Genomic DNA, 25,512 nt, shown 5'->3' with positions numbered 1-25,512 from the left:
ATCAGTCGACGCGGTTGCCTACCGAGGTTGGGGGTTGCCCACCGAGATTCTGAGTGGGCAACCCTTCATCTGGGGGGCGGACCCATCAGTTTGGGGGTTGCCCGCTGTGATGGGGGGTTGGCCAGCGAGGTAGGGGGTTGCCCGCCGCCGGACGTCGTTCGCCCCGCGGCCGCGGGTGGTCTTACTGACCACGAGGCGCACGGGGCGATCGACGAAGGGCGGCAGCCCGCGAGGTCAGCGGCGATGCGCCGCGCGAAAGGGGCTGCCGGGCGAGCACACGATGTGGGAGCGCGTGTAGCCGGCTGCGAGGGGCCTTTTACATGAGTTAGCGGTGGAGGAGTTCTCCGTTTATCCAGACGGCGTGGACGTCGGCGGGGGTGCCTAGGGTGAAGAGGCGGGCGAGAGCCTCCTCGGCGTCGTCGGCGTGTTCGACGCCGACGGCCAGCGGTGAACCGTCGGCTGGGCGCAGCAGTTGGGCGTCGAAGCGTTTGCCGATGCTGAGGTCGCCGACTTCGGGTAGGCCCAGGGCGTCCGCGCCGGCCGCGGTGGCCAGATACAGGAGGTGCGCGGCGCTCAGTGGGTGGCCGTGGTCGCCGATCAACTGCTGGCAGAAGTACGCCTGCAGGCCCTCCTTCAGCAGGGAGAAGCCGGTGCCGGCGCCGACGTCGGACCCGAGGGCGACGCGTACGCCGTACTGGAGGTGCCGTGATAGCGGGAACAACCCGCTGCCCAAGGCCGCGTTGCTCGTCGGACAGTGGGCGACAGCGGCACCACCCGTGGCGAGCATCTTCAGCTCCACGTCGGTTGGGTGGACGTTGTGCGCGAGAACGGCACGCCGGTCGATCAGGCCGTGCTTGTCGTAGGTGCTCACGTAGTCGCAGCCGCCGAAAAGCTCAGACACAGTGGCGATCTCCGCCTCGTTCTCGTTGACGTGCGACGTGAAGAGCGAGCCCGGAAGCTCGTCCAGCAGCGTCCGGCAGACCGCGAGGAGCTCGTCAGTGCACGAGAGCGAGAAGCGTGGTGTCACGGCGTACCGGTTGCGGCCGACGCCGTGCCAGCGCTCTGCAAGGGCCAACGACTCGGTGTACGCACGATCCACCGTCGTGAGCAGGTCCTCCCGCAGCAGCCGGTCGCTGAGGACCAGCCCGCTGGTGATCCGCAGGCCGACCTTCGAGGCCTCGGCGAACAGTACGTCGACCGCGTCGGCGTAGTGCGCTCCGAAGACCAGTGCGCTCGTCGTACCCGCCGCCGCGAGGCCGCGGACGAACTCGGCTGCGACCCCCGCCGCGTAGCCGGTGTCAGCCATGCGAGCCTCTTCAGGCAGCGCGTAGCGGTCGAGCCATTCCAGCAGTGGTAGGCCGAGACCGCCGACCGCGCGGATCTGTGGGAAGTGGACGTGGGTGTCGACGAACCCGGGTAGCACCAGGCCGCCGGACAGATCGACGATCTCCTCGGCCGGGTGGGCCCGCCGTACGTCGCTGAAGGGGCCACGGGCAACGATCACGCCGTCCCGGACCAGTAGCGCTGCGTCGGTGTCGACCCGCAGGCCGCCGCCGGTGAACGGATTGTCCGGGGTGTCGAGGAACGTGCCTCGGTAGATGGTCATGCTTTCGCCTCACGGTGGGCCGACGCGGGGCGACGCTCGGCGGTGAACAGTTGGAGCAGCCGGGCCGCCACGCTGACCGCGATGGTGGCCGGCTCCTTGCCAGTCAAGTCGGGGAGTCCGATGGGTGTGGTGATCCTGGCGATGGCCTCCTCGGAGTTGCCGTCCTCGGCGAGCTTGCGGCGGAACCGCGTCCATTTGGCGCTCGACCCGATCAGCCCGATCGTGGCCAGATCGTCCCGGCGGATCGCGGCGTCACACAACGCGGCGTCTTCCGCGTGGTCGTGCGTCATCACCAGCACATGAGTTCCGGATGGCAGCTCACCGACGACGAGCTCGGGCAGGACCGGCACGTGGTGCACGTGGACGTTGGCCACGGCGTCGTCCAACACATCCAACCGATCCAGCTGGTTGGGTCGCGAATCGATCAGGTGCAGCTCGATGTCGTGCCGAGACAGGATCCGCGCCAGCTCCAGGCCGACATGCCCGACCCCGAAGATCGCCACCGCCGGCACCACCGGCAGCGGTTCGAGCAGCAGCTTCACCTCGCCGCCACAACACTGAACTCCATGCTGGTACGGCGCTTTGTCCGACAACGCGACCTCGAGCACCTCGGGCTCAGCGGAGCCGGCCGCGATCAATGAACGGGACCGCTCGATCGCAAGCGCCTCCAGATTGCCGCCGCCGACCGTCGACCACGAACCGTCCGACGAAACCACCATCTTCGCCCCGGCCTCACGCGGCGCATGCCCGCGGACGGACATCACCGTCACGAGAACCCCGGGCCGCCGCTGCGAGCGGAGACGCTCGACTGCCTTCATCCATTCCATCTCGGTCGTCACACCCCACTCGCCTCGAGCCGCTCGACCGGGACCGACGACCGGGCCCGGTCGAGCGCCCAGTAGACAGCCTCAGGTGTCGCGGGCGAAGCCAGATCCACGCTCGTCCCAGCCGGTCCGAACGCCGCCGCGGCCTGCCGCAACGCCTCGCGGACGGAGAACGCCAGCATCAGCGGCGGCTCACCGACAGCCTTGGAGCCGTACACAGCGCCTTCCTCGTGAGCCTTCTCCAACAGCGTGACGTTGAACTCCGGAGGCATCTCCGAGAAGCTCGGCAGCTTGTACGTACTGGCGGCCTGGGTCGCGAGCCGGCCGCGCTGCGGTCCGTCGCTCTCGTCCCAGCGCAGGTCCTCGAGCGTCAGCCAGCCGGCGCCCTGGACGAAGCCGCCCTCGATCTGGCCGATGTCGATCAGCGGGCTGAGGCTGTCGCCGACGTCGTGGACGATGTCGACCCGGCGCAACGTGTAGGCGCCGGTGAACCCGTCCACCTCGACTTCGGCGGCGGCAACGCCGTACGCGAAGTACTTGAACGGCTCGCCGTGCATCGCGGTGGCGTCCCAGTGCAGGCCCTCGGTGCGGTAGAAACCGGCCGCCCACAGCTGCACGCGCTGGTGGTACGCGATGTTGATGAGTTCCTCCCAGCGCAGGCTGTCGCCGGACAGGCCGCTGACCTGGCCGTCGACGTACCGCACGTCGTGCGGGCTGATCCCGAGCCGGCCACCCGCGACCTGCGAGAGGCGTTCGCGGATCTGCTCGCAGGCGTTCTTGATCGCGGCGCCGTTCAGATCCGCCCCGGACGAAGCCGCGGTGGCCGAGGTGTTCGGCACCTTGTCGGTGCGGGTCGGGGCCAACCGGACGCGAGACAGCGGGAGGCCGAGCGTGGTGGCCGCGACCTGCAGCATCTTCGTGTGCAGGCCCTGACCCATCTCGGTGCCGCCGTGGTTGATCAGGACCGAGCCGTCCTTGTAGACGTGCACGAGCGCGCCGGCCTGGTTGAACGCGGTCAGGTTGAACGAGATGCCGAACTTCACCGGCGTCATCGCCAACGCGCGCTTCCGGTGCGGGTGCTCCGCGTTGTACGCCGCGATCTCCGCTTGCCGTCGTACGACGTCGCCGTTGTGCGACACCTGGCTCCAGCAGGACTCCAGCCGATCAGCGTGCCGGACTGGTTGCCCGTACGGCGTGGTGTCGTTCAACCGGTAGAGATTGCGGTGACGCAGCTCGATCGCGTCGTACCCGAGCAAAGGCGCGCAGCGGCCCAGGATGTCCTCGACGACGAGCATGCCCTGCGGACCGCCGAAACCACGGAAGGCCGTCTGCGAGGTCTTGTTCGTCTTGGCGATCCGGCCGTCCACCTGGACGTTGGGGATCCAGTACGCGTTGTCGATGTGGCACATCGCCCTGGCGAGCACCGGCTCGGACAGGTCGAGGCTCCAGCCGCCGTCGGCGGTGAGGGTGGCGGCGAGTGCGACCAGATGGCCGTCGTCGTCGAAGCCGGCCCGCCACTTGCTGTGGAACCCGTGCCGCTTGCCGGACATCGTGATGTCCTGCGTGCGGTTGAGCCGCAACCGCACGGGCCGGCCGGTCAGCGTCGCCCCGAGCGCGGCGATGGCGGCCAACCCGTGCGGCTGCATCTCCTTGCCCCCGAACCCTCCGCCCATCCGGAGGCACTGCACGGTCACCTCGTGGCTGGGTACGCCGAGAACGTGGGCGACGATCTCCTGCGTCTCGGACGGGTGCTGCGTGCTGCTCTGGACGAAGATCTGACCGCCCTCGTCGACCAGCGCCAGCGAGCAATGGGTCTCGAGGTAGAAGTGCTCCTGTCCGGCGAACTCGAACTCGCCCTCGAACACATGCGCCGCCTTGCGCAGCGCATCCTTGACGTCACCCCGTGCCAGGTGCCGCCCGGTCCCCTGGAAGCTGTCGGCCGCGATGGCCTCGCGAACCGTCACCAGCGATTCGAGCGGCTCGTAATCGACCTCCACCGCCGCCGCACCGAGTCGCGCGGCCTCCAACGTCTCACCGAGCACCCAGCAGATCGCGTGCCCGTGGAACATCACCTCGGTCGGGAACAACGGCTCGTCATGCTTCACCCCGGCGTCGTTCACCCCAGGTACGTCGTCGCCGGTGAGAACCCGGACCACACCAGGAACGTCGTACGCCGGCTTCACCCGAAGATCCGTGATCCGGGCGTGGGTGTGCGGCGACTGAACAGGCCAGGCGTGCAGGACGTCACGAGTCCGTACGACGAGGTCGTCGGTGTAGAGCGCGTTGCCGGTGACATGCAGCGCGGCACTCTCATGCGGCAACGGCAGACCAACAAGCGCCTGCTGCGGGCGTTCGGACAGGGAGCTCATGCGCTGACCCCTTCCGCAGTAAGGCTTTCGGAGTAGAACCGGAGCAGCGACTGGCCGAGCATCGCCGAGCGGTACGACGCACTCGCACGGTGATCGTCCATCGGCGTACCCTCGCCGGCCATCACCGCAGCCGCCTCACGGACGGTCCGCTCGGTCCACGGTCGGCCGACCAGCGCCTGCTCGGTGGCCAACGCACGCAACGGAGTGGCGGCGACCCCGCCGAGTCCGATCCTGGCCCGCCGTACGACGCCGTCCTCGACGTCGACGGCGTACCCGACGGCGACGCTGGAGATGTCGTCGAAGCGCCGCTTGGCGATCTTGTGGAAAGCGGTCAGCGGCTCGAGCGGCAGCGGTACGACGATGGTCCGGATCAGCTCATCCGGAGCCTTCAACGTCTCCCGGTAACCGGTGAAGTAGTCCGCAAGCGATACGACGCGCTCGCCGCGACGGGACGCGAGCACGAGCGACGCGTCCAGGGCCAGCAGCGCGGGCGGGGTGTCGCCGATCGGCGAGGCGGTACCGAGGTTGCCGCCGATGGTGGCGCCGTTGCGGATCAGGCGGGAGGCGAACTGCGGGAACATCTGGGCCAGCAGCGGCACCCGTCCCGCGAGCAGCCGCTCGATCTCGCTCAGCGTCAGCGCGGCGCCGATCCGCACCTCGTCCGGCCCGAAGGAGAACTCACGCAGCTCGGTCAGCCGGTCCACCGCGACGATCAGCGGGTTCCGGACGCCGCGGATGTTCACCTCGACGCCGATATCGGTCGACCCGGCAACGATCTGCGCTTCGGGGCTCTCGGCAAGCAGTTCGAGTACCCCGGCCAGCGTGGCCGGCCGGTGGAACTCCGCTCCGTCGACCGCGATCGCGGTGGCTGCGGGCGGCGGTGGCGGCGCCGACCTGCGGGCCGCCAACGCGTCGTCCACCTCTGGTTCGCCCAGCGCATACGCCGCATCCTTGATCGGGCGATACCCGGTACACCGGCACAGGTTTCCGCTCAGTGCATGAAGGTCGAAGCCGTTCGGGCCGTGTTCGTGATCGCAGTGCCCGTTGGCCGTCGTACGCGTAGAGCGATAGAACTCGGCGGCCATGCTGCACACGAAGCCTGGAGTGCAGTAGCCGCACTGCGATCCACCCCGTACGGCGATCTCCCGCTGAACCGGGTGCAGTTCGGCAGGCGAGCCGAGGCCCTCGGAGGTGATGACCTCCTGACCGTCGAGGGACGCGATCGGCAGCAGGCAAGCGTTCACCGCGGTCCACTCGGTCGGGGCGTCGACGCCCGGCCGGGCGACGAGCACGGAACAAGCTCCGCACTCGCCCTCGGCACAGCCCTCCTTGGCCCCCGTGAGGCCACGGTCACGGAGCCAGTCCAGCGCGCTCGTGTGGACGGTGACGTCACCCAGCGTGGTCTGCTCACCGTTGACCGTGATTGTCGTAGTGCTCATCGGCTACTGCTCCAGCGTGTTCTTGCAGTGTGGATCGGATTGGCATCCGAGAGGAAGTCATCGAACCGGTACCCAGCGATCTTGGCGATCTCCAGCAGGGCGGCGGCGTGTTCCTGGTTCTCGCAGTTGTCCAGCCGCTCGCGGCCCTGCTCGACGATCCGGTCGAAGGAATCCGCGTCCCGGACCGAGATCACCAGTGGGAAGCCGAACCGGTCCCGGTACGCCTCGGTGATCGCGGCCAGCTCGTCGCGGTCCGGCTCGGCCAGGAAGGTCAGGCCGCGGGCGGACTGGTCCCGCAGCGACGCCTCGCCGCTGAGGCCGTCGGCAACGAACTGCGAGCCGAGTTGCGGGTAGGACTCGATCAGCTGGCGCTGCTCCTCGTGCGATCCGGAGAACAGGGCCTCCTGGAACGAGCGGCGCAGGGCGTGGGTATCGGTGAAGGGCCGCATCTCCCAGGCCCGCTCGACCATCCAGTGCGGCCCCTGGAACAGGCCGGCGAAGGTCTCGACGAACTCGTCGCGGCTCATCTTGTTCACCTGGTCCAGCCGGATCGAGTCGCCCGGCTGCCCGGCCACCGCGGGGCCGAAGTCCTTGCCCACGTGGTGGAAGACGATGTTCAGCAGGATCGCGGTCAGACTGCCCAGCGTGATGCCGCTGCCGAAGATGATCTCGGCCCATCCCGGGACTGCCTGGGCGACCTGCGGCTGCGCCGTCACGTACATGGCCAGACCGACGCTGGTGGCCACGATGACCACGTTGCGGTGGTCGTGGAAGTCGACCTTGGCCAGGGTCTGGAAGCCGACCACGGCCACGGTGGCGAACATCGCCAGCGCCGCGCCGCCCAGGACCGGGTGCGGGATGCCGGCCACGATGGCGCCGGCCTTGGGGATCAGGCCGAGCAGGATCATGATCGCGCCCGCCGCGGCGACCACCCAGCGGCTCTTCACCCGGGTCAGCCGGACCAGGCCGACGTTCTCGGCGAAACACGTGTAGGGGAAGGAGTTGAAGACACCGCCGATGGTGGTGGCCAGACCGTCGGCGCGCAGGGCCCGGGCGACGTCGTCGCGGCCGATCCGCTTCTCCACGATCTCGCCGGTCGCGAAGACGTCACCAGTCGTCTCGACCGCGGTGATCAGCATGACCACGACCATCGAGATGATCGCCGCGATCGAGAACTGCGGCCAGCCGAAGTGGAACGGCGTCGTGACACCGACCCAGTCCGAACCGCCGACCGCGTCGAAGTGGGCGTCCCCGAAGGCCCACGCGACCAGGGTGCCGGCGACCAGGCCGACCAGGACGGCGATGGTTGCCATGAACCCCTTGAAGACCCGCTGGATCAGCACGATCAGCGCCAGCGTCCCGAGCGCGTAGGCCAGATTCTTGCCGCTGGTCGGGTCGGACGTCGGGCCGGCGCCCCCGGTCGCGTCCGCGGCCGCCACCGGCAGCAGCGCCAAACCGATGATCGTGATCACCGAGCCGGTGACGACCGGTGGGAAGAACCGGATCAGCTTGCTGAAGAACGGCGCCAGGAAGAAGGTGGCCAGGCCGGCCACGATCACCGCGCCGTAGATCACCAGCAGGCCGTCGGTCCCGCCGCCCGCGGCCAGGCCGATCGCGATCATCGGCGACACCGCGGTGAACGTCACGCCCTGCAGCAGCGGCAGCCGGACCCCGACCTTCCAGAACCCGATGGACTGGATCATCGAGGCGATACCGCAGGTGAACAGGTCGGCGTTGATCAGATGGACGAGTTGCTCGGTGCTCAGCCCGATCGAGTTCGCCAGCAGGATCGGTACGATCACCGCGCCGGCGTAGAACGCCAGGACGTGCTGGAAGCCGTACACGGCGAGCTTGCCGGGGGGCAGCATCTCGTCGACGGGGTGACGGCTGGCGCGGCGGCCGGGTCGCAGGATTGCCTTCATCGGGCACCTTCCTCAGATGGGGCTGGGGGCGCGGCGTTAAGTGATCTGCACGACAGCATCGGCTCACGCCGACCCGGTTTGCACCCCGTGATCCTCCGAAGATCACGCCTTCGGGCAGGCCTTCCTTTGTGCGATCACCCAATCGGGCGGTTCAGAGCGACTTGAGAGCGAGAAACACGTCCACCCGGTCCTCGAGCCGGGACAGATCGCGACCGGTCAGTTGCTCTACGCGTTCGATCCGGTACCGAACCGTGTTCACATGCAGGTGCAATGCCTCAGCTGCCCGTGACCACGACCCGTCGCAGGCCAGGAACGCCTGCAACGTGGTGAGCAGATCCGACTGGGTACGACGATCGTGCTCGAGCACCGCCCCGAGCACCCGGTGCGTGTAAGTACGTCGTACGTCGTCTGGCAACGTGGCGAGCAGGAGCACATGCGAGGCGACTTCCTCCGAGGTGACCACCGATACCGGCGTACTGGAGGATCGAGCCACTCGATGAGCGAACCGCGCTTCCTCGAGCGCGCCCGCCAACGCGTCGACGGCGGTCTCACCGCTGACGCCCACCCCTAGACGCGCGCGCACGAGCCCCGGTGAGAGCCGGCCGAATGCCCTCCGCAGCTGGTCCGGCAGCCCGGGGACGAACGGCAGCAAGGCAACCAGGACACCGTCACGCCCGGGCGCAACTACAGCAGGCCCGACGGTGAGTGCGACATCTTCGAGCAGCGTGATCGCGACCTCGCTCGGCCCGTCGTCCCGAAGCTCGGCCACCGCGACCACCATCGGCAGATCCGAACGCGCGCCGGCCTGCCGGAGCCGCGTGGCCACCTCGGCATGCGGAGCGCCGGACTCGATCAGGGCGAGCGCGTCAGCCACCAGAGGCCGCAGCGCCATCCGCCCTTCGTCCCGGCGGGCCCGGTCCAACGCGGCGATCGCGCACAGCTCTTGCACCGCCTCGACATGGTCGCGTGACCAGTCGGTGTGGTCGCCCTCGATCACCAGGACCCACGCCGTCAGCCGATTCCCCAGCCCCGATCCGATCGGGAAGATGCTGTACGGCGTACCTCCGGCATCCGCGACCGCGGGAGTCCGATCCGCGGTCAGGAACCGCCGCGAGATCACGTCGAGGATCTCCTCGTCCAACTCACCAGGCCCTGGTACGACGTGCCGTCCGGTCGGTGTGATCACCCGGCAGTCGTGCCCGATCTCGGCCGAGATGCGGTCCGCGAGTTCGTCGAGACTCCGGCCGGATGCGATCGACGACAAGAGTTGGCGCTGACGGACCAGGCTCGCGGACAGTCGGGCTCCGGTTTCCACGGTGCCCGCGGCAGCGACGTACTCGGTGATATCGGCGAACGCGACCTCCGTGGGCACCTCGACGAGGGTGACCTGATGACGGCGGCAGGCCTCGAGCAGGTCGACGGGGACGTCCCCGAGTAGTGCCTTCCCGGCCAGGATCGTGGTGGCGCCGCGCTTGGCCATCGACGTCACGAAGGTCTCGCTGTCCGCGTCGCTGCGACGCCACACGAGACCGGTGAGTACGAGCTCGCCGCCGTTGAGGTAGCGGCCGGGTTCCAGCAGGTCGGTGGTGACCAGCCGGCCGATCGGACGCTCGAGTGCCTCGTCGGCCAGGTGCAGCAGGCGCAGCCCCAGCTCCGGCGCGTCGAGCAGCTCGGACAGCAGCACGGCGCACCTCCTCCGAGTCCGCGCTTCTCAGAGGAACGTACAACGCCCGACGGCACGGCAGGAACCACGACCCACCCGAGGCCGATTCTGCTGATCCCGCAGGCACGGCCCTTGACGCGGTCACTGGCGACTGCCTATCGTCTTTCGCAGAACAGAAACTAACTTCCGCGATACGGAAAGTTGAGAGTGCCATGAGTAACCCGCTGCGCTACACGGTGAACTGCTCACTGCTGTTCGCCGAGCTGCCGCTGCTGGAGCGCCCGGCAGCCGCCCGGCGGGCCGGCTTCGGTGCCGTCGAGTTCTGGTGGCCGTTCGTCGAGGCGGTGCCGACGGACCGGCACGTCGACGCGTTCGTGACCGCGATCGAGGACGCCGGCGTCCAGCTGACCGGCCTGAACTTCTTCGCCGGCGACATGCCCGGCGGCGACCGCGGCCTGGTGTCCTGGCCGAAGCGGTCCGGCGAGTTCCGCGACAACATCGACATCACCGTCGGCATCGGCGAGCGGCTCGGCTGCAAGGCCTTCAACGCCCTCTACGGCAACCGCGAGGACGGCCACTCCGCGAGCGAGCAGGACGACCTCGCGGTCGAGAACCTCAGGCTCGCCGCCAGTGCCGCCGCCCGCATCGACGCCACCGTCCTGCTGGAGCCGGTCAGCGGTGCGGACCGCTACCCACTGCTCACCGCGGCCGATGCGCTGGCCGTGATCGACCGGGTGCAGGCCCCGAATATCGGGCTGCTCGCGGACCTTTACCACCTCGCGGTCAACGGCGACGACGTCGACCGGGTGATCGCCGAGCACACCGACCGCATCACGCACGTACAGATCGCCGACGCCCCCGGCCGCAACGAGCCCGGCACCGGCACGCTCTCGCTGGACCGGCAACTGACCGCCCTCGCGACCAACGGCTACTCCGGCTGGATCGGCCTCGAGTACAAGCCGTCCACCACCACCGTCGACAGCTTCGGCTGGCTGCCGCGCGAACGTCGCGCCGTCGCCGGCTGACCCACCTTTTGGAGATTCCGACAATGACGAACATCGCCTTCATCGGCCTCGGCATCATGGGCAGCCCGATGGCTGTGCACCTGACCGACGCCGGACATACTGTCGCCGGCCTCGACCGCACCCCAGAGCGCGGCGCTCCGCTGGTCGAGGCCGGCGGCCGCTACGCGACGTCGGTCGCCGACGCGGTCAAGGGCGCGGACGTGATCTGCGTGATGGTGCCGGACTCGCCCGACGTCGAGCAGGTGCTCGCCGGCGAGGACGGCGTCTTCCAGCACGCCGAGACCGGTTCGCTGATCATCGACTTCTCCAGCATCCGCCCCGACGTCACCCAGCAGCTGGCCGAGCAGGCGCGGGCGCTGGGCTTCCGGATCCTGGACGCCCCGGTCTCCGGCGGCGAGGCCGGCGCGAAGAACGCCGCGCTCTCGATCATGGTCGGCGGCGAGGGCGACGACTTCGACGCCGCCAAGCCGTTGTTCGACGCGGTCGGCAAGACCGTCGTCCACGTCGGCCCCAGCGGCGCGGGTCAGACCGTCAAGGCGGCCAACCAACTGATCGTCGCCGCCAACATCCAGGCGCTGTCCGAGGCCGTCATCTTCTTGGAGGCGTACGGCGTCGACACCAAGGCGGCCCTGGAGGTCCTCGGCGGTGGCCTGGCCGGCTCGACCGTGCTGAACCAGAAGAAGGAGAACATGCTCTCGCGCTCCTTCCAGCCCGGCTTCCGGATCGACCTGCACCACAAGGACATGGGCATCGTCACCTCGGCGGCTCGCGAGGCCGGGGTCGCCGTACCGCTGGGATCGCTGGTCGCGCAACTGGTGGCCTCCGCCCGGGCCAACGGTGACGGCGGTCTCGACCACTCCGCGTTGCTGCGCGGCGTGGAGCGCCTGTCCGGGAAGGCTTCAGACTGATGGCACGCATGCGCGCGGTCGACGCCGCGGTCCTGATCCTGGAGAAGGAAGGGTCCACCCAGACGTTCGGTCTGCCTGGTGCCGCGATCAACCCCTTCTACAGCGCGATGAAGAAGCACGGCGGGATCAAGCACGTGCTGGCCCGCCACGTCGAGGGCGCCTCGCACATGGCTGAGGGTTACACCCGGGCGAAGGCCGGCAACATCGGTGTCTGCATCGGTACGTCGGGACCGGCCGGAACCGACATGATCACCGGACTGTACTCGGCGTCGGCCGACTCGATCCCGATCCTGTGCATCACCGGTCAGGCGCCGGTCGCCAAGCTGCACAAGGAGGACTTCCAGGCCGTCGACATCGCGTCGATCGCCAAGCCGGTCGCGAAGTGGGCGGTCACGGTGATGGAGCCGGCACAGGTGCCGGGGACGTTCCAGAAGGCCTTCCAGTTGATGCGCGAGGGCCGTCCGGGTCCCGTACTCGTCGACCTGCCGCTGGACGTTCAGCTGGCCGAGATCGACTTCGACATCGAGACGTACGAACCGCTGCCGGTGGCCAAGCCGGCCGCCACCCGGGCCCAGGCGGAGAAGGCGCTGGCGCTGCTCAACGATGCCGAACGGCCGCTGATCGTGGCTGGTGGCGGTGTGGTCAACGCCGACGCGGCCGACCTCCTGGTCGAGTTCGCCGAGATCGTCGGCGTACCGGTTGTGCCGACCCTGATGGGCTGGGGCGCGATCCCGGACGACCACCCGTTGACCGCCGGGATGGTCGGACTGCAGACCTCACACCGCTACGGCAACGAGGCGCTGCTGGCGTCGGACCTGGTGTTCGGCATCGGCAACCGCTGGGCCAACCGGCACACGGGTGGTCTCGATGTGTACCGGGGCGACCGGACCTTCATCCACGTCGACATCGAGCCGACCCAGATCGGCCGGGTCTTCGCACCGGACTACGGCATCGTCTCCGATGCTCGGCTGGCCCTCGAGGCATTCGTCGAGGTGGCGCGCGAGTGGGCTGCTGCTGGCCGGTTGGTGGACCGTTCGGCGTGGGTGGAGGAGTGTCGCGAGCGCCGTACGACGCTGCAGCGCAAGACGCACTTCGACAACGTGCCGATCAAGCCGCAGCGGGTCTACGAAGAGATGAACCGCGCGTTCGGACCCGAGACCCGGTACGTGTCGACAATCGGATTGTCGCAAATCCAGGCCGCTCAGATGCTGCACGTGTACCGGCCGCGGCACTGGATCAACGCCGGCCAGGCCGGACCGCTCGGCTGGACCGTGCCCGCCACGCTGGGGGTCGCGGTGGCGGATCCGGAGAGCACCGTGGTTGCGCTGTCCGGTGACTACGACTTCCAGTTCCTGATCGAGGAGCTGGCGGTGGGTGCGCAGTTCAACATCCCCTATATCCACGTCGTCGTGAACAACTCGTACCTGGGCCTGATCCGTCAGGCGCAGCGCGGGTTCGACATGGACTTCTGCGTCCAACTCTCCTTCGAAAACATCAACAGCCCCGAGCTCAACGGCTACGGCGTAGACCACGTCAAGGTCGCCGAAGGCCTGGGCTGCAAAGCAATCCGCGTCTCCGACCCCGCCGAGATCCTCCCGGCCCTGGAACAAGCCAAGAAACTCATGGTCGAACACCAGGTCCCCATCGTCGTAGAGGTCATCCTCGAACGAGTAACCAACGTCTCCATGGGCCAAGAAATCGACAACATCGTCGAATTCGAAGACCTGGCCGAGCACCCCGAAGACGCCCCGACAGCAATCGCACTGATGCGATGACCCGGGTGGTTGTTGCTTCGGACAAGTTCAAGGGCTCGCTCACCAGCAACCAGGTTGCGGTTGCGTTGGGGGAGGGGGTACGACGAATTTGCCCCGACGTGACCGTGGACGCCGTACCGGTGGCTGACGGCGGCGACGGCACCCTCGCCGCCGCCGTCGCCGCGGGATTCGAGTTTGTCCCGGTGACGGCGTCCGGGCCGACGGGGGAGCCGGTTCGCACCGGCTTCGCGCGGCGGCGGGGATCCGACGGTCGAGGCGGCGTCGCCGTCGTGGAGCTGGCCGACGTCTCGGGTCTGGTGCGCCTCCCCGGTGGTCGTCCGGCTCCGATGACCGCAACCTCACGCGGGACCGGCGAGCTGATCGCCGCCGCGATCCAGAGCGGATGCACGCAGGTCATCCTCGGTATCGGCGGCAGCGCCTCCACCGACGGAGGAGCCGGCCTGGTCCGTGCGCTGGGCGCCAGGCTGCTGGACGCCAACGGCACGGAGGTCGCCGAGGGTGGTGCGGCCTTGGCCGAAGTGGCTGCCCTGGACGTTTCTGCCTTTCGTGAGCGGTTGGCTGGCGTCGAGGTGATCGTCGCCTGCGACGTGGACAACCCGTTGACCGGCCCGACCGGCGCAGCAGCCACCTACGGCCCACAAAAGGGCGCCAGCCCCACCCAAGTCGAGCAACTCGACACCGCCCTCGCCCACTGGGCCGACCTCGTCGCCCACGAGACCCCAGCTCGTGGAGCGGCCAGAGCAGCTGGAACGGCGGGTGCGGCGAGAGCCGGTCTGCGGCACGTCGTCGGCGACGCGGCGGCGGGAGCGGATCTGCGTCACGCCGCTGGGGCTGGGGCTGCGGGTGGGGTGGGGTTTGCCGTGTTGGCGTTGCTTGGTGCGCGGGTTCGGCCTGGGATTGAGTTGATGCTGGAGTTGGTGCGATTTCATGAGCAGCTTGCTGGGGCGGATCTTGTGGTTACCGGGGAGGGGGCGCTCGATGAGCAGACGTTGCACGGTAAGGCGGTTGCTGGTGTGGCTGCGGCGGCTGGAGCGGCCGGTGTCCCGGTGGTGGCTGTTTGCGGGACGAACCGGCTTGACGCTGACCGGCTGCGTTCGGCGGGGATCACGGCGGCTTACGCGCTGACCGACCTCGAGCCCGACGTACGGCGTTGTATCGCGGAGCCCATCCCCCTGCTGCGGCGACTCGGTGAACGGATCGCGGTTGATCACCTGCCGAGATCTACGATGTCAGCAACCGAGAGGGGCGCCGTATGACCGCATTGGATCTCGTCGTCCGGGCTCGCCGCGCCCTCACCACGGCGGGCGAGGTCGCGTGTGCTGTCGGGGTGCGTGACGGGCGGATCGTCGCCATCGCGCCGTACGACGCTGAGCTCGACAGCACCCGCGAGCTGACGCTGGCTGACGACGAGGTGCTGATGCCCGGGCTCGTCGACTCGCATGTCCACGTGAACGATCCCGGCCGCACCGAGTGGGAAGGCTTCACCAGCGCGACCCGAGCGGCCGCTGCCGGTGGTGTCACCACGATCATCGACATGCCGCTCAACAGCATCCCGCCGACCTGCGACGTACCGGCCCTGGACCTCAAGCGGAAAACGGCTGCAAGCCAGGCGTACGTCGACGTCGGCTTCTGGGGCGGCGCGATCCCGGGCAACCTCGCCCAACTGCGCCCGCTGCACGAAGCCGGCGTCTTCGGCTTCAAGTGCTTCCTGCTGCACTCAGGCGTCGACGAGTTCCCGCCGCTGGAGCCGGCCGAGCTCGAGCCGGTCATGCGTGAAATCGCGAGCTTCGACGGCCTGCTGATCGTCCACGCCGAGGACGCGCACGGAATCGACAGCGCTCCGGCACCAAACGGGGCGAGCTACCGAGACTTCCTGCACTCCCGCCCCCGCGAGGCGGAAAACAAGGCCGTTGCCGACGTCATCGAGCTCGCCAAGAACACCGGATGCCGCGTCCACATCCTGCATGTGTCGAGTTCCGACGTACTGCCGATCCTTGCCAAGGCTCGCCACGACGGCGTGCGGATCACCGCGGAGACCTGCCCGCATTACCTGACGTTCAGCGCGGAGGAGATCCCGGACGGTGCGACGCAGTACAAGTGCTGCCCGCCCATCCGCGAAGCCGAGAACCGCGAGCTGCTGTGGAACGGACTCCGCGACAAAACGATCGACCTGGTCGTCTCCGATCACTCGCCCTCGACCGCCGACCTCAAGCGTCTGGACACCGGCGACTTCGGCGAGGCCTGGGGCGGCATCGCCTCGCTGCAGCTTGGCCTGCCCGCGGTCTGGACCGAAGCACGCCGACGCGGCTTCACCTTGTCCGACGTCGCTCGGTGGATGTGTCAGGCACCCGGTGTGCCAGGCAAAGGCAGCATCGAGGTCGGGTACGACGCGGACTTCAGCGTCTTCGCACCGGACGAGACGTTCGTGGTGGACGTCAACACCCTGCACCACAAGAACGCCATCACCCCGTACGACGGCCGGCCGCTCGACGGCGTCGTCCGCAGCACCTGGCTGCGCGGCGAACCCGTCGACCTCAACGCCGGCCCACGAGGACGGCTCCTGACCCGAGGAGGATCAGCATGACCGCGCCCCGCTACTACTCTCCGAGCGGCGGGCTGCCCCCGCAGACCGACCTGACCACCGACCGGGCCGTTTTCACCGAGGCGTACGCCGTTCTGCCGCGTGGAACCATGCGCGACATCGTCACCAGCAGGCTGCCGTTCTGGGACGACACGCGGCTGTGGGTGATCGCCCGGCCGCTGTCCGGGTTCGCCGAGACGTTCTCGCAGTACATCGTCGAGGTCGCGCCAGGTGGCGGGAGCGACAAGCCGGAGACCGACCCCAGCGCCGAGGTGGTCGTGTTCGTTGTCGAAGGCAACGTGACGCTGACGGTCTCCGGTGAGAAGCACGACCTCGGCGCCGGGGGATACGCGTTCCTGCCGCCGTCGGCCGACTGGACGCTGCACAACACCAGCGAGCAAGTCGCCCGGTTCCACCTGGTCCGGAAGGCGTACGAGCGGGTCGAGGGGATCGACGTACCCGAGGCATTCGTGACCAACGAGGTCGACGTCGAGGGCGTGGAGATGCCGGGGACCGAGGGCCGGTGGAAGACGCAGCGGTTCGTCGACCCGGACGACGTACGGCATGACATGCACGTCAACATCGTCAGCTTCGAGCCCGGCGGCGTGATCCCGTTCCCCGAGACCCACGTGATGGAACACGGGCTGTACGTGCTCGAGGGCAAGGCGGTCTACCTGCTGAACAAGGACTGGGTCGAGGTCCAGGAGGGCGACTTCATGTGGCTGCGGGCGTTCTGCCCACAGGCCTGCTACGCCGGGGGACCGGGCCGCTTCCGCTACCTGCTCTACAAGGACGTCAACCGCCACCCGAAGCTGACCCTCTGAGCGTACCGACGAACGGGTAGTAGTCGGATCGATGCCGGTGGCCGTGCCCATCTCCCGCCTGAACGTCGGCGGTCGCCCTGACCTGGCTTCACCACTACCCGTTCGTCGGTACGCATTCCCGGGAGGCGGCTAGAGGTTGATCGCTACCGGCCGCTGGGGTGGGTTGAGCGGGTCGGTGGCCAGGCGGGCGTGGCGCTCGACGTCGTACCGGGTGCCGTCGTACGCGAGCCGCTGGCGCTCCAGGCCCTCATAGAGGAAGCCGGCGCTGCCGGCCACCCCGCACGACGCCGGGTTGTTCATCCGGTGGCCGAGCTCGAGCCGGTAGAGACCGGCCTCCTGGTGTGCCCAGTTGGCGAGCGCCCGGAGCGCGTCCCGGGCCACGCCCTGGCCGCGGACCTCGGCGAGCGTCCAGTACCAGGTCCAGCCGACCTGGTGCCGGTCGATATTGGTCACCGCGACGCACCCGATCGGGTGGTCGTCGGCGTCTGCGACGGCGTACACGTGCCCGTTGTCCAGGTCCGCCACCCGGCCGATCCAGTCGACCGCCGACGCCGTGTCCACGATCCCGCCCTGGTACACCATCTCGGGATCCTGATGCGCCGCCGACAACCGCAGCGCATCAGCCGTCCGCCACCGCCGAAGTTCGAGCTGCCCCAGCGCATATCCCATCCATCGAATCTACCGCCGACGCTTCCCTTGCAAACCCTCTCGCGGCGCGTACACCCTCAGCCCCAGATCAAGCTGGCCAGCCCGACCAGACCCGCGACCCCGGCCAGCCCCAACACCACCCATTCACCGACGGGGATCTTCCCCTCGTACGCGTCGTAGATCCGCTCCGGTTCCCACTCGAAAGTGACACCGCGCGCCACCATGAGCTGAGCTCCCAGGCCTACCCCGGCCCCGGCGAGGAGGCCGGCCGGTAGGGCGCGCTCGGCCGGTGTGCCTGTCGTCCCCACTGCGAGGGCTGCCAGCCAACCAGCAGCGGCCATCAACAGGCAGCGGAGACGCACCGGTGTCACGAGGCGCACCACGACCACGCCGACGGGCCACGCGACATACACGGCGATCAGAACGAAACGGGGCACTGGGAGAGGATAGGGCGCATGGCATATCTGGATTTCAGGGATCAGGTCGTCGTGGTGACCGGGGCGAGCAGCGGGATCGGGGCCGCGGCCGCGGTCGGGTTCGCCGAGACGGGGGCGACGGTCGCGCTGCACTACCACCGCAATGAGGCGGGCGCGAAGCACACGTTGGGCGCGGTCCAGACAGCAGGCGGTACGGCGTCCGTCCACCAGGCGGATCTGGCCGACCCGGCCTCGGCGGGCAAGCTGATCGACGACGTACTGGCGAAGCACGGGCGGATCGACGTACTCGTGAACAACGCCGGTGACCTGGTCAACCGCTCGCCGGTGACCGACGTAGCGGACGAGGAGTTCCACCGGATCCTGGACGTGAACCTGACCTCGGTGTTCGCGCTGTCCCGGCGGATCGTGCCGGTGTTCTGGGCGCAGGGCGGCGGCAGCATCATCAACGTCACCTCGATCGCCGGCCGGCACGGCGGTGGCGGCGGGTCGGTCGTGTACGCGACCAGCAAGGGTGCGGTCAGCACGTTCACCCGCGGCCTGGCCAAGGAGCTCGCGCCGGACGGCATCCGCGTCAACGCGATCTCACCGGGCGTGATCAAGACCCCGTTCCACGAGCGGCACACCGCCGAGGAGCAACTGAACGGGATGATCGCGACCATCCCGATGGGCCGCACCGGCACTCCGCACGAGTGCGTCGGCACCATCCTGTTCCTCGCGTCGGAGCGGATGAGCTCCTACGTCACCGGCCAGATCATCGAGGTCAACGGCGGCCAGTTGATGCCCTAAGCAACTGTTCCGGCCGGAACAGTGCGTTGTGGTCCATCACCTCGCCGGTCGGCTGGTACCCGAGCTCGTCCAGTGCGGCGTGCAGCCGCGCACTCGTCTCCGCCCGCTTGTCCTCCACGAGCAGAGCGCGCGGCTGTAGCCGGGTCAGCGTGTGCGCGGCCCCGCTGAGTGCTGAGACCTCACTGCCCTCGATGTCTAGCTTGACCACGTCCAGCCGCTGCAGCGCGTGCTCACCAGCCCAGTCGTCCAGCCGGATCACCGGCACCTCCTGCACTACCGCGCCGTCGCCGTAGAGGGAGCGGACCCCGGCGTCAGCCTCGTCGTACCGGCTGTCCGCACGTAGTGCTGCGTGGTGTTGGCGTTCGCCGAGCGCAGTCGGCACTACGTCGATCTGCAGGTTGTTGCGGGCCGCAGCCGCCTGGAGCTTGGCCAGACAGTCAGTGGCCGGCTCAAACGCGATGACTCGGCCGCCGCCCAGCTCCTGCAGTCGCTTGGCGGCTGTGAGTGCGTGCAGCCCAATGTTCGCTCCCACATCGAGTACGACGTCGCCCTGTCGCAGCTCGGTCAGCAGGAACCGCCGGACAGCAGGCTCGTAGCGCCCCGCGTAGTACAGCACCGCCTGGAGGTTGTCCCGCAGATCCAGCTCGAGTCGCAGCCCCTGACGTCGTACGAAGATGCTCTGGGAGGCCCACTCGGGCGACACCTTGACCAGCCAGGGATTGTCCGCAGCGACTCGCGGTGAGATGCGCAGCGCGATCCGGTGCACGCCGGCGTCGGTCAGGCCCTCCAGGGCTCCGGCCATGCGCGCAGTACGCCGCGCAGCCCGTAGGCCCAGCGCACGCTCGATCACGTGCGCTGAGCGCCACAGCAGTTGCCAGGTCACTGGCACCAGATACCCGAATCCAGCTCCTCTACACGGTTACTGCGAGAGAGTGCGGAAGCGGTGGGCTGAGAGGGGTAGGAAGATCGCGATCAGTAGCAGCGGCGCGACGATCGCCGCGACCTCTGCGTGGGTGCCGATCCAACTGGCGGTCGAGGAGGGATCCGGGTTACCGAACAGAGCCCGGGATGCGGTCGCGGTCGCGGAGAGTGGGTTCCACTGGGCGACCGTGCCGAGCCAATCCGGCATCGTGGAGGTGGCGACGAAGGTGCTCGACAGGAAGCCGACCGGCCAGACCAGCACCTGCACCATCGTCACGCTCTGCGCGTTCTTCACGGTCAGCCCGATGAAGATCCCCACCCACAGCAACGCGAACCGCAGCAACAACAGCAACCCGAACGCAGCCAGCGCCGCCGGGACGCCTTCATGCCACCGCCAGCCGAGCGCGAGCCCGGCCGCGGCCAGGATGATCAGCGTCACCGCCGAGTCGAGCATGTCCGCGATGCATCGCCCGAGTACGACGGCCGCCGAGCTCATCGGCAGCGACCGGAACCGGTCCGTCACCCCCTTGTCCTTGTCCTGGGTGACCGCGGTCATCGTGCCTTCCAGCCCGAACAGCATCGCCAGCGCGAAGATGCCCGGAACCAGCAGCTCGTAGTACGACTGACCCTCCGGGAAGTCCATCGCACCGCCGAGCAACGCACCGAACATCAGCAGCATCAGCACCGGGAAGAACCAGTTGAAGATCACCAGCCCCGGCTGCATCCGCCAGTGCACCAGCGTCCGCCGCGCGATCGTCCAACTGTCTGCGAGTGCCCAGCCGAATGCCGTCATGCCGCCACCTCCGGCCCGGTCAGGTGCAGGAAGACCTCGTCCAAAGTCGGTCTGCGTAACGTGATGTCCTCCGGTTCAATCTTTGCCTCGTGCAACGAATTGGCGATCGACACCAGCGCCCGGGTGCGGTCCTTCACCGGCACGCTGATCCGTACGTCGGCCACCCGGATCTCCCCGTCCGCAAGGGGTTCGGCCAGCTCGACCACGCGGGCGACATCCGCCGGATCAGTCAGCACCAGGTCCAGCCAGTCCGACCCGAGCCGGGTCTTCAGTTCATCCGGGGTGCCCTCGGCAACGACGACCCCCTCCTTCAGCATCGAGATCCGGTTCGCCAGTTGATCCGCCTCCTCCAGGTACTGCGTGGTCAGCAGCACCGTCGTACCTCCGTCGACCAGTTGCCGAATGGCGGACCACACCTCGAGCCGTCCAGCCGGATCGAGTCCGGTGGTCGGCTCGTCGACGAACAGCACCGACGGCGCCACGATCAGGCTGGCGGCCAGGTCGAGTCGCCGCCGCATCCCACCTGAGTACTTCGACACCGCCTGGCCGGCCGCCTCAGTCAGGCTGAACCGCTCGAGCAGTTCGTCCGCCCGCCGTACCGAGGCCGCGTGGCCCAGGTGGTTCAGCCGGCCGAACATCACCAGGTTCTGCCGGCCGGTCAGTATTTCGTCGACGGCCGCGTACTGGCCGACGAGTCCGATCCGGCGTCGTACCTCGGCGCCCTGGCGGCGTACGTCGTACCCGGCGATCGTCGCCGTACCGGAATCCAGTTCGAGCAGTGTGGACAGGATCCGCACCGCTGTCGTCTTGCCGGCGCCGTTGGGGCCGAGCAGCCCCGTCACGGTGCCGGCGGTGACCTCCAGGTCGAAACCGTTCAGTCCTGCCCCCTCGGTGCCGCCTTTGTAGTGCTTCCGTACGTCGACGGCCTCGATCACACGTTCCGCAGTCACTTCCCACCTCTCGCCGGTTGAACCGTAGAGTGTACCGTACACCGTACGACTCGGGTACGATCGGGTCAACGACGAACGGTTGGAGTTTGTTCCCTTGAGTCCGAAGAAGGCGGCCACGCCCGATCCGGCGCGCAGTCTGGCGCTGCTGTGGGGCAGCCACACGAAGGCGGGCCGGTCCGGCCTGACGGTGCGGTCGATCGTCGACACCGCGATCGAGCTGGCCGACGCCCAGGGGCTCGAGGCGGTCTCGATGCGGATGGTGGCCGAGCAGCTGAAGGTCGGCACGATGTCGCTCTACACGCACGTCCCGGGCAAGGGCGAGCTGACCGACCTGATGTTCGACAGCGTGTACGGCGAGCTGTACGCCGACGTCGACGAGCCGGCCAGGCAGCCAGGCGGCTGGCGTGGTGCCCTGGAGTTCATCGCCCGGCGGAACTGGGACGTGCTCACGAAGCACCCGTGGATCCACGAGGTCCCGACGATGCGGACCGCGCTCGGCCCCAACATCACCCTGAAGTACGAAGCCGAGCTCCGCCCACTGGACGGCCTCGGCCTGACCGACGTGGAGATGGACTCGGCCCTGACCCTGATCCTCACCCACGTCCAGGGGACCGCCCGCGCCGGCGCCGAACAACTCCGCACCCAGCGCGAATCAGGTCTGTCCGATCAGGAGTGGTGGCTCGAGATCTCCCCGGCCCTCACCCGCGTCATGGGCGCCACCGACCGCTTCCCCGTCGCCGGCCGTGTCGGCACCTCGGTCGGCGAACACTTCCAATCCGTCATCGACCCCGCCCACGCCCTCACCTTCGGCCTGACCCGAATCCTCGACGGCATCTCCCTACTCATCACCGACCGCACCCCAGCGCCGGCGGACAAGCAGAACGCCGCCGACAAGAGCTGACACGCCGCCCGCCGCTGTCCAGCCCCATTGCCCGGCCAGATCAGGACCGAGTCCCACCTGTCGCGCATAGACGTCGCGACCGTCAATCACATACTCGACCTCGATCCGGTCACCCTTCCTGGGCGTCGGGCTGTCCGAGAAGTACTCGGTCGTGGTCTTCACGACCCGCCCATCCGACAGCGCGATCTCCACCTCGATGTACGGCCGCCCCTTGGTCAACCGAACCACATCAGTCACCACAGCCGACCCGGTCGAAGCCCCCTCGAGCAACCGATTCTCGTCGTACGTGAAGTACCCAACCGTGATCGCCAACACGCCCAAGGCCAAGAAGTAAAACCCCCACCGCCTCGCCCACAACCAGCGCTTCACCCGCCGACTGCCGGGCATCGTGCAAGGCTCGCAACCGTCCACGGGATCTCGTACGGCGCATCCTGGGCAGGACGGGTGCGGAGATCGTGGAGAACTCGCAGGGCATCGGCGAAGTCGGCGAGCAGCCCAGCGTGGTCGACGACGATGCCGAGCTCTCGGCGGACCTGGCCGGCGTACCCGTGGCAGTGCCAGGAATGGAAGCTGAAGTCCGTCTCGCAGCCGACGACCTCATGCCCGAGGAGCACGGCATCCGCGGGCATGGGCAGGCGCTGGTCCAGGAGATGGAAGAAATGCGACGCCCCGTCCTCATCGCACGCGGCTCGAAGCGCGTCGGCCAGGTGCTCCTCGAGACCCACCGCCACGAGGTCAGCGGGTGCGCGGCACTGGGCCAGGGTCTTCTCTGCTTCGACTCGGTCGGTGAACCAGTCGGCGTCCGCGGGGCGAGGTAGATCGTCCAGTAGACAGTGGCTGATCGTTCGGAGCGGACTCGGCAGATCGCGTGGACCCTGGCTAGTCGGCGCCGAGATCACGTAGCCGCCGAGGAGCACCATGCTCCGAGTATCCGGCGACTGGGGCTCCCGATCCATCGAGTTAGGCCTTGCCGGGGGTCGGTGATACTTGTTGCGTGCCTGAGGTGACTGTTCAGTTGGAGCGCTCGGGCTTGTTTGATTTGGAGACTGGCGGGGATGGTGACGGGCTCGGCTGCCTCTTCATGCTTGCGGGGCTGGTCGTCGGGTTCCTTGTCCATCTGCTGGTGTTTCGGGGCGGGTGGACGATGTATGTCTACGTGGATGACGAGCTGGCCCGGAAGGTCCGCTATCGGCGGAAGTCGGCCGCTGTGGCTGATACCGAGCGGCAGAAGGCGCTTGCGTTGCAGGATCCGCCGGCGCCCCCAGCGCCGGCGGTCCGGTTTCGCCGGCCCTGGTGACTCAGCTGTTGAGTAGGTCCTCGAACGGGGTGGGGTTTTCGTAGGGGTCGGCCTGCGTCGGGGATTCGTGGTGGAGGGTTGCCACCAGCTCTGTTGCGGCCTGAGTGATGCGGGTGCGGAGCTTCGTGGCGCCGGTGCCCCAGTCGGTGGAGGCGGCGTACACACCAGTGGCGACAGGGAGCGCCTTCAGGTAGGCGAACAGCGGGCGGAGGGCGAAGTCGAGCACCAGCGAGTGGCGTTCGGTGCCTCCGGTCGCGGCGAGCAGGACCGGCTTGCCGGCCAGGGCCTTGTCGTCGAGTACGTCGAAGAACATCTTGAACAGCCCGCTGTACGACGCGCTGAACGTCGGCGTCACCGCGATCAACGCATCGGCCTGCGTGACCGTGTCGAGCACCTTGCCGAGCTCCGCCGACGGGAAGCCGGTGAGCAGGTTGTTCGTCAGGTCGTGCGCGTAGTCACGCACCTCGATGACCTCGACCCGCGACGCGATCCCGCGACCGGACAGTTCGTCGCGTACGGCGGCCGCCAACTGGTCGGCGAGCAGCCGGGACGACGAAGGTGTCGTCAGCCCGGCCGTCACCACGGCTATCAAACGCTCGGTCATACCGTCGGCTCCTTGATCGTCTCCAGGTCGTGGGCGCGCTCGGCCGCAGCCTTCAGCGACGCGTGCGTCGGCGCGTCCGGCACGTGCGCCGGCCGCTTCGCCGCGAACTCCTTGCGCAGCACCGGAACGACCTCGGATCCAAGAATGTCCAGCTGCTCCAGCACGGTCTTCAACGGCAGTCCGGCGTGGTCCATCAGGAACAGCTGCCGCTGGTAGTCACCGAAGTGCTCCCGGAACGTCAGCGTCCGCTCGATCACCTGCTGCGGGCTGCCCACCGTCAGCGGAGTCTCCCGGCTGAAGTCCTCCAGCGACGGGCCGTGCCCATAGACCGGCGCGTTGTCGAAGTACGGCCGGAACTCCCGTACGGCGTCCTGCGAGTTCTTCCGCATGAAGACCTGACCGCCGAGTCCGACGATCGCCTGGTCCGCGGCGCCGTGTCCGTAGTGCTCGAACCGTGTGCGGTAGAGCTCGATCATCCGCTTCGTGTGCGTGACCGGCCAGAAGATGTTGTTGTGGAAGAACCCGTCACCGTAGTACGCCGCTTGCTCGGCGATCTCGGGCGACCGGATCGAGCCGTGCCAGACGAACGGCGGTACGCCGTCCAGTGGTCGAGGGGTCGCGGTGAAGCCCTGCAACGGCGTACGGAACTTGCCTTCCCAGTCGACCACGTCCTCGCGCCACAGCCGGCGCAGCAGGGCGTAGTTCTCCACTGCCAGCGCGATGCCGTTGCGGATGTCCTGGCCGAACCACGGATACACCGGGCCGGTGTTGCCGCGACCCATCATCAGGTCGACCCGGCCGTCGGCCAGGTGCTGCAGCATCGCGTAGTCCTCGGCGATCTTCACCGGGTCGTTCGTGGTGATCAGCGTGGTCGCGGTGGACAGGATCAGCTTCGACGTCTTCGCTGCGATGAATCCGAGCTGCGTGGTCGGGGAGGAGGGGACGAACGGCGGGTTGTGGTGCTCCCCCTGGGCGAACACGTCCAGGCCGACCTCCTCGGCCTTCAGCGCGATCGTCACCATCGCCTTGATCCGCTCGGCCTCACTCACGGTCCGGCCGGTGGTCGGATCCTCGGTCACGTCACCGACGGTGAACACACCGAACTGCATCCTGTCCTCCTCCACAGCACCAGGCGGTGCCGATCGCGTTGGTAGTTCACTATTAAACTACCTTTGCCCTGCTCAACGCCAATCCATGGTCCGGGCATTCCCCGCTCTTGTCAGGTCGGGTCCACGTGGT

Annotated in this window: 24 protein-coding genes; 9 read left to right on the top strand and 15 right to left on the bottom strand. The window is 68.3% G+C overall.

Annotated features, from left to right (window positions below; genetic code table 11):
- Window positions 1-325: 325 nt before the first annotated feature.
- From guaD to V9K99_RS03140, 6 genes are all read right to left on the bottom strand, one after another.
- Window positions 326-1,606, bottom strand: a complete 1,281-nt coding sequence (gene guaD, locus V9K99_RS03165) for a guanine deaminase (protein WP_337007671.1) — start codon at window positions 1,604-1,606, stop codon at window positions 326-328.
- The gene (gene xdhC / locus V9K99_RS03160; RefSeq protein ID WP_337007670.1) at window positions 1,603-2,445 is read right to left on the bottom strand and encodes a xanthine dehydrogenase accessory protein XdhC; all 843 of its coding nucleotides are present in this window, start codon (window positions 2,443-2,445) and stop codon (window positions 1,603-1,605) included. The genes guaD and xdhC overlap by 4 nt, the downstream gene beginning before the upstream one ends.
- Window positions 2,442-4,799: a xanthine dehydrogenase molybdopterin binding subunit gene (xdhB, locus tag V9K99_RS03155; RefSeq protein ID WP_337007669.1), complete on the bottom strand. Its 2,358-nt coding sequence runs from the start codon at window positions 4,797-4,799 to the stop codon at window positions 2,442-2,444. Before xdhB ends, xdhC begins: the two co-directional genes overlap by 4 nt.
- Window positions 4,796-6,238 (bottom strand): xanthine dehydrogenase small subunit, encoded by a 1,443-nt coding sequence (locus V9K99_RS03150; protein WP_337007668.1) that lies wholly within the window; start codon window positions 6,236-6,238, stop codon window positions 4,796-4,798. Before V9K99_RS03150 ends, xdhB begins: the two co-directional genes overlap by 4 nt.
- Window positions 6,235-8,160: a 2-oxo-4-hydroxy-4-carboxy-5-ureidoimidazoline decarboxylase gene (gene uraD, locus V9K99_RS03145; RefSeq protein ID WP_337007667.1), complete on the bottom strand. Its 1,926-nt coding sequence runs from the start codon at window positions 8,158-8,160 to the stop codon at window positions 6,235-6,237. The genes V9K99_RS03150 and uraD overlap by 4 nt, the downstream gene beginning before the upstream one ends.
- Window positions 8,161-8,311: 151 nt before the next feature.
- Window positions 8,312-9,844, bottom strand: a complete 1,533-nt coding sequence (locus V9K99_RS03140; protein WP_337007666.1) for a PucR family transcriptional regulator — start codon at window positions 9,842-9,844, stop codon at window positions 8,312-8,314.
- A gap of 191 nt (window positions 9,845-10,035) precedes the next feature.
- Here V9K99_RS03140 and V9K99_RS03135 point away from each other — a divergent pair, with 191 nt between their 5' ends.
- Genes V9K99_RS03135 through V9K99_RS03110 form a run of 6 tightly spaced genes read left to right on the top strand, consistent with a single transcriptional unit; the run spans window position 10,036 to window position 16,936 of the window.
- Window positions 10,036-10,848 (top strand): hydroxypyruvate isomerase family protein, encoded by an 813-nt coding sequence (locus tag V9K99_RS03135; protein WP_337007665.1) that lies wholly within the window; start codon window positions 10,036-10,038, stop codon window positions 10,846-10,848.
- A 23-nt stretch (window positions 10,849-10,871) separates the two neighbouring features.
- Window positions 10,872-11,756, top strand: coding sequence for a 2-hydroxy-3-oxopropionate reductase (locus V9K99_RS03130; protein ID WP_337007664.1), 885 nt, complete (start codon window positions 10,872-10,874; stop codon window positions 11,754-11,756).
- Entirely contained in the window at window positions 11,756-13,531 is a 1,776-nt protein-coding gene (gene gcl, locus V9K99_RS03125) for a glyoxylate carboligase (protein ID WP_337007663.1), read from the top strand. Before V9K99_RS03130 ends, gcl begins: the two co-directional genes overlap by 1 nt.
- Window positions 13,528-14,787 (top strand): glycerate kinase, encoded by a 1,260-nt coding sequence (locus V9K99_RS03120; RefSeq protein WP_337007662.1) that lies wholly within the window; start codon window positions 13,528-13,530, stop codon window positions 14,785-14,787. The genes gcl and V9K99_RS03120 overlap by 4 nt, the downstream gene beginning before the upstream one ends.
- Window positions 14,784-16,115: an allantoinase AllB gene (gene allB, locus V9K99_RS03115; protein WP_337007661.1), complete on the top strand. Its 1,332-nt coding sequence runs from the start codon at window positions 14,784-14,786 to the stop codon at window positions 16,113-16,115. Before V9K99_RS03120 ends, allB begins: the two co-directional genes overlap by 4 nt.
- Window positions 16,112-16,936, top strand: a complete 825-nt coding sequence (locus tag V9K99_RS03110) for a bifunctional allantoicase/(S)-ureidoglycine aminohydrolase (protein ID WP_337007660.1) — start codon at window positions 16,112-16,114, stop codon at window positions 16,934-16,936. Before allB ends, V9K99_RS03110 begins: the two co-directional genes overlap by 4 nt.
- A 129-nt stretch (window positions 16,937-17,065) precedes the next feature.
- On the opposite strand, the gene V9K99_RS03105 is transcribed toward V9K99_RS03110, so the two are convergent.
- Together V9K99_RS03105 and V9K99_RS03100 are read right to left on the bottom strand one after the other, a co-directional pair.
- Entirely contained in the window at window positions 17,066-17,605 is a 540-nt protein-coding gene (locus tag V9K99_RS03105; RefSeq protein ID WP_337007659.1) for a GNAT family N-acetyltransferase, read from the bottom strand.
- A 56-nt stretch (window positions 17,606-17,661) separates the two neighbouring features.
- Window positions 17,662-18,021, bottom strand: a complete 360-nt coding sequence (locus V9K99_RS03100; RefSeq protein ID WP_337007658.1) for a hypothetical protein — start codon at window positions 18,019-18,021, stop codon at window positions 17,662-17,664.
- An 18-nt stretch (window positions 18,022-18,039) separates the two neighbouring features.
- On the opposite strand from V9K99_RS03100, the gene V9K99_RS03095 reads away from it, so the two are divergent.
- Window positions 18,040-18,807: an SDR family NAD(P)-dependent oxidoreductase gene (locus V9K99_RS03095; RefSeq protein ID WP_337007657.1), complete on the top strand. Its 768-nt coding sequence runs from the start codon at window positions 18,040-18,042 to the stop codon at window positions 18,805-18,807.
- Here the strand turns inward: V9K99_RS03095 and V9K99_RS03090 are convergent.
- The 3 genes from V9K99_RS03090 to V9K99_RS03080 all read right to left on the bottom strand — a co-directional run bounded on the left by V9K99_RS03090 (window position 18,782) and on the right by V9K99_RS03080 (window position 21,471).
- Window positions 18,782-19,609, bottom strand: coding sequence for an FkbM family methyltransferase (locus V9K99_RS03090; RefSeq protein ID WP_337007656.1), 828 nt, complete (start codon window positions 19,607-19,609; stop codon window positions 18,782-18,784). The genes V9K99_RS03095 and V9K99_RS03090 overlap by 26 nt on opposite strands.
- A 117-nt stretch (window positions 19,610-19,726) precedes the next feature.
- Entirely contained in the window at window positions 19,727-20,521 is a 795-nt protein-coding gene (locus tag V9K99_RS03085) for an ABC transporter permease (RefSeq protein WP_337007655.1), read from the bottom strand.
- Window positions 20,518-21,471, bottom strand: a complete 954-nt coding sequence (locus V9K99_RS03080; protein WP_337007654.1) for an ATP-binding cassette domain-containing protein — start codon at window positions 21,469-21,471, stop codon at window positions 20,518-20,520. The genes V9K99_RS03085 and V9K99_RS03080 overlap by 4 nt, the downstream gene beginning before the upstream one ends.
- A gap of 94 nt (window positions 21,472-21,565) precedes the next feature.
- Here V9K99_RS03080 and V9K99_RS03075 point away from each other — a divergent pair, with 94 nt between their 5' ends.
- Window positions 21,566-22,372: a TetR/AcrR family transcriptional regulator gene (locus V9K99_RS03075; RefSeq protein WP_337007653.1), complete on the top strand. Its 807-nt coding sequence runs from the start codon at window positions 21,566-21,568 to the stop codon at window positions 22,370-22,372.
- Here the strand turns inward: V9K99_RS03075 and V9K99_RS03070 are convergent.
- On the bottom strand, window positions 22,310-22,684 hold the full coding sequence (locus V9K99_RS03070) for a hypothetical protein (protein WP_337007652.1): 375 nt from the start codon (window positions 22,682-22,684) through the stop codon (window positions 22,310-22,312). The genes V9K99_RS03075 and V9K99_RS03070 overlap by 63 nt on opposite strands.
- A gap of 53 nt (window positions 22,685-22,737) precedes the next feature.
- The gene (locus V9K99_RS03065) at window positions 22,738-23,292 is read right to left on the bottom strand and encodes a hypothetical protein (RefSeq protein WP_337007651.1); all 555 of its coding nucleotides are present in this window, start codon (window positions 23,290-23,292) and stop codon (window positions 22,738-22,740) included.
- Window positions 23,293-23,366: 74 nt separating this feature from the next.
- On the opposite strand from V9K99_RS03065, the gene V9K99_RS03060 reads away from it, so the two are divergent.
- Window positions 23,367-23,669, top strand: a complete 303-nt coding sequence (locus V9K99_RS03060; protein WP_337007650.1) for a hypothetical protein — start codon at window positions 23,367-23,369, stop codon at window positions 23,667-23,669.
- A gap of 1 nt (window position 23,670) precedes the next feature.
- On the opposite strand, the gene V9K99_RS03055 is transcribed toward V9K99_RS03060, so the two are convergent.
- Together V9K99_RS03055 and V9K99_RS03050 are read right to left on the bottom strand one after the other, a co-directional pair.
- Window positions 23,671-24,273, bottom strand: a complete 603-nt coding sequence (locus V9K99_RS03055; protein WP_337007649.1) for an FMN reductase — start codon at window positions 24,271-24,273, stop codon at window positions 23,671-23,673.
- Entirely contained in the window at window positions 24,270-25,382 is a 1,113-nt protein-coding gene (locus V9K99_RS03050) for an LLM class flavin-dependent oxidoreductase (RefSeq protein WP_337007648.1), read from the bottom strand. Before V9K99_RS03050 ends, V9K99_RS03055 begins: the two co-directional genes overlap by 4 nt.
- Window positions 25,383-25,512 lie beyond the last annotated feature (130 nt).

This window comes from Kribbella sp. CCNWLW201 (genome assembly GCF_037203805.1).
Lineage (GTDB): Bacteria > Actinomycetota > Actinomycetes > Propionibacteriales > Kribbellaceae > Kribbella.
This window is presented reverse-complemented; position numbering and strand designations above follow the sequence as displayed.

Excerpts from the sequence above, each read along its gene's own strand:
- guaD (WP_337007671.1), bottom strand. The coding sequence starts at position 1,606 with ATGACCATCTACCGAGGCACGTTCCTCGACACCCCGGACAATCCGTTC.
- xdhB (WP_337007669.1), bottom strand. The coding sequence starts at position 4,799 with ATGAGCTCCCTGTCCGAACGCCCGCAGCAGGCGCTTGTTGGTCTGCCG.
- V9K99_RS03150 (WP_337007668.1), bottom strand. The coding sequence starts at position 6,238 with ATGAGCACTACGACAATCACGGTCAACGGTGAGCAGACCACGCTGGGT.
- uraD (WP_337007667.1), bottom strand. The coding sequence starts at position 8,160 with ATGAAGGCAATCCTGCGACCCGGCCGCCGCGCCAGCCGTCACCCCGTC.
- V9K99_RS03135 (WP_337007665.1), top strand. The coding sequence starts at position 10,036 with ATGAGTAACCCGCTGCGCTACACGGTGAACTGCTCACTGCTGTTCGCC.
- V9K99_RS03130 (WP_337007664.1), top strand. The coding sequence starts at position 10,872 with ATGACGAACATCGCCTTCATCGGCCTCGGCATCATGGGCAGCCCGATG.
- gcl (WP_337007663.1), top strand. The coding sequence starts at position 11,756 with ATGGCACGCATGCGCGCGGTCGACGCCGCGGTCCTGATCCTGGAGAAG.
- V9K99_RS03120 (WP_337007662.1), top strand. The coding sequence starts at position 13,528 with ATGACCCGGGTGGTTGTTGCTTCGGACAAGTTCAAGGGCTCGCTCACC.
- allB (WP_337007661.1), top strand. The coding sequence starts at position 14,784 with ATGACCGCATTGGATCTCGTCGTCCGGGCTCGCCGCGCCCTCACCACG.
- V9K99_RS03110 (WP_337007660.1), top strand. The coding sequence starts at position 16,112 with ATGACCGCGCCCCGCTACTACTCTCCGAGCGGCGGGCTGCCCCCGCAG.
- V9K99_RS03105 (WP_337007659.1), bottom strand. The coding sequence starts at position 17,605 with ATGGGATATGCGCTGGGGCAGCTCGAACTTCGGCGGTGGCGGACGGCT.
- V9K99_RS03095 (WP_337007657.1), top strand. The coding sequence starts at position 18,040 with ATGGCATATCTGGATTTCAGGGATCAGGTCGTCGTGGTGACCGGGGCG.
- V9K99_RS03090 (WP_337007656.1), bottom strand. The coding sequence starts at position 19,609 with ATGGCCGGAGCCCTGGAGGGCCTGACCGACGCCGGCGTGCACCGGATC.
- V9K99_RS03085 (WP_337007655.1), bottom strand. The coding sequence starts at position 20,521 with ATGACGGCATTCGGCTGGGCACTCGCAGACAGTTGGACGATCGCGCGG.
- V9K99_RS03065 (WP_337007651.1), bottom strand. The coding sequence starts at position 23,292 with ATGGTGCTCCTCGGCGGCTACGTGATCTCGGCGCCGACTAGCCAGGGT.
- V9K99_RS03055 (WP_337007649.1), bottom strand. The coding sequence starts at position 24,273 with ATGACCGAGCGTTTGATAGCCGTGGTGACGGCCGGGCTGACGACACCT.
- V9K99_RS03050 (WP_337007648.1), bottom strand. The coding sequence starts at position 25,382 with ATGCAGTTCGGTGTGTTCACCGTCGGTGACGTGACCGAGGATCCGACC.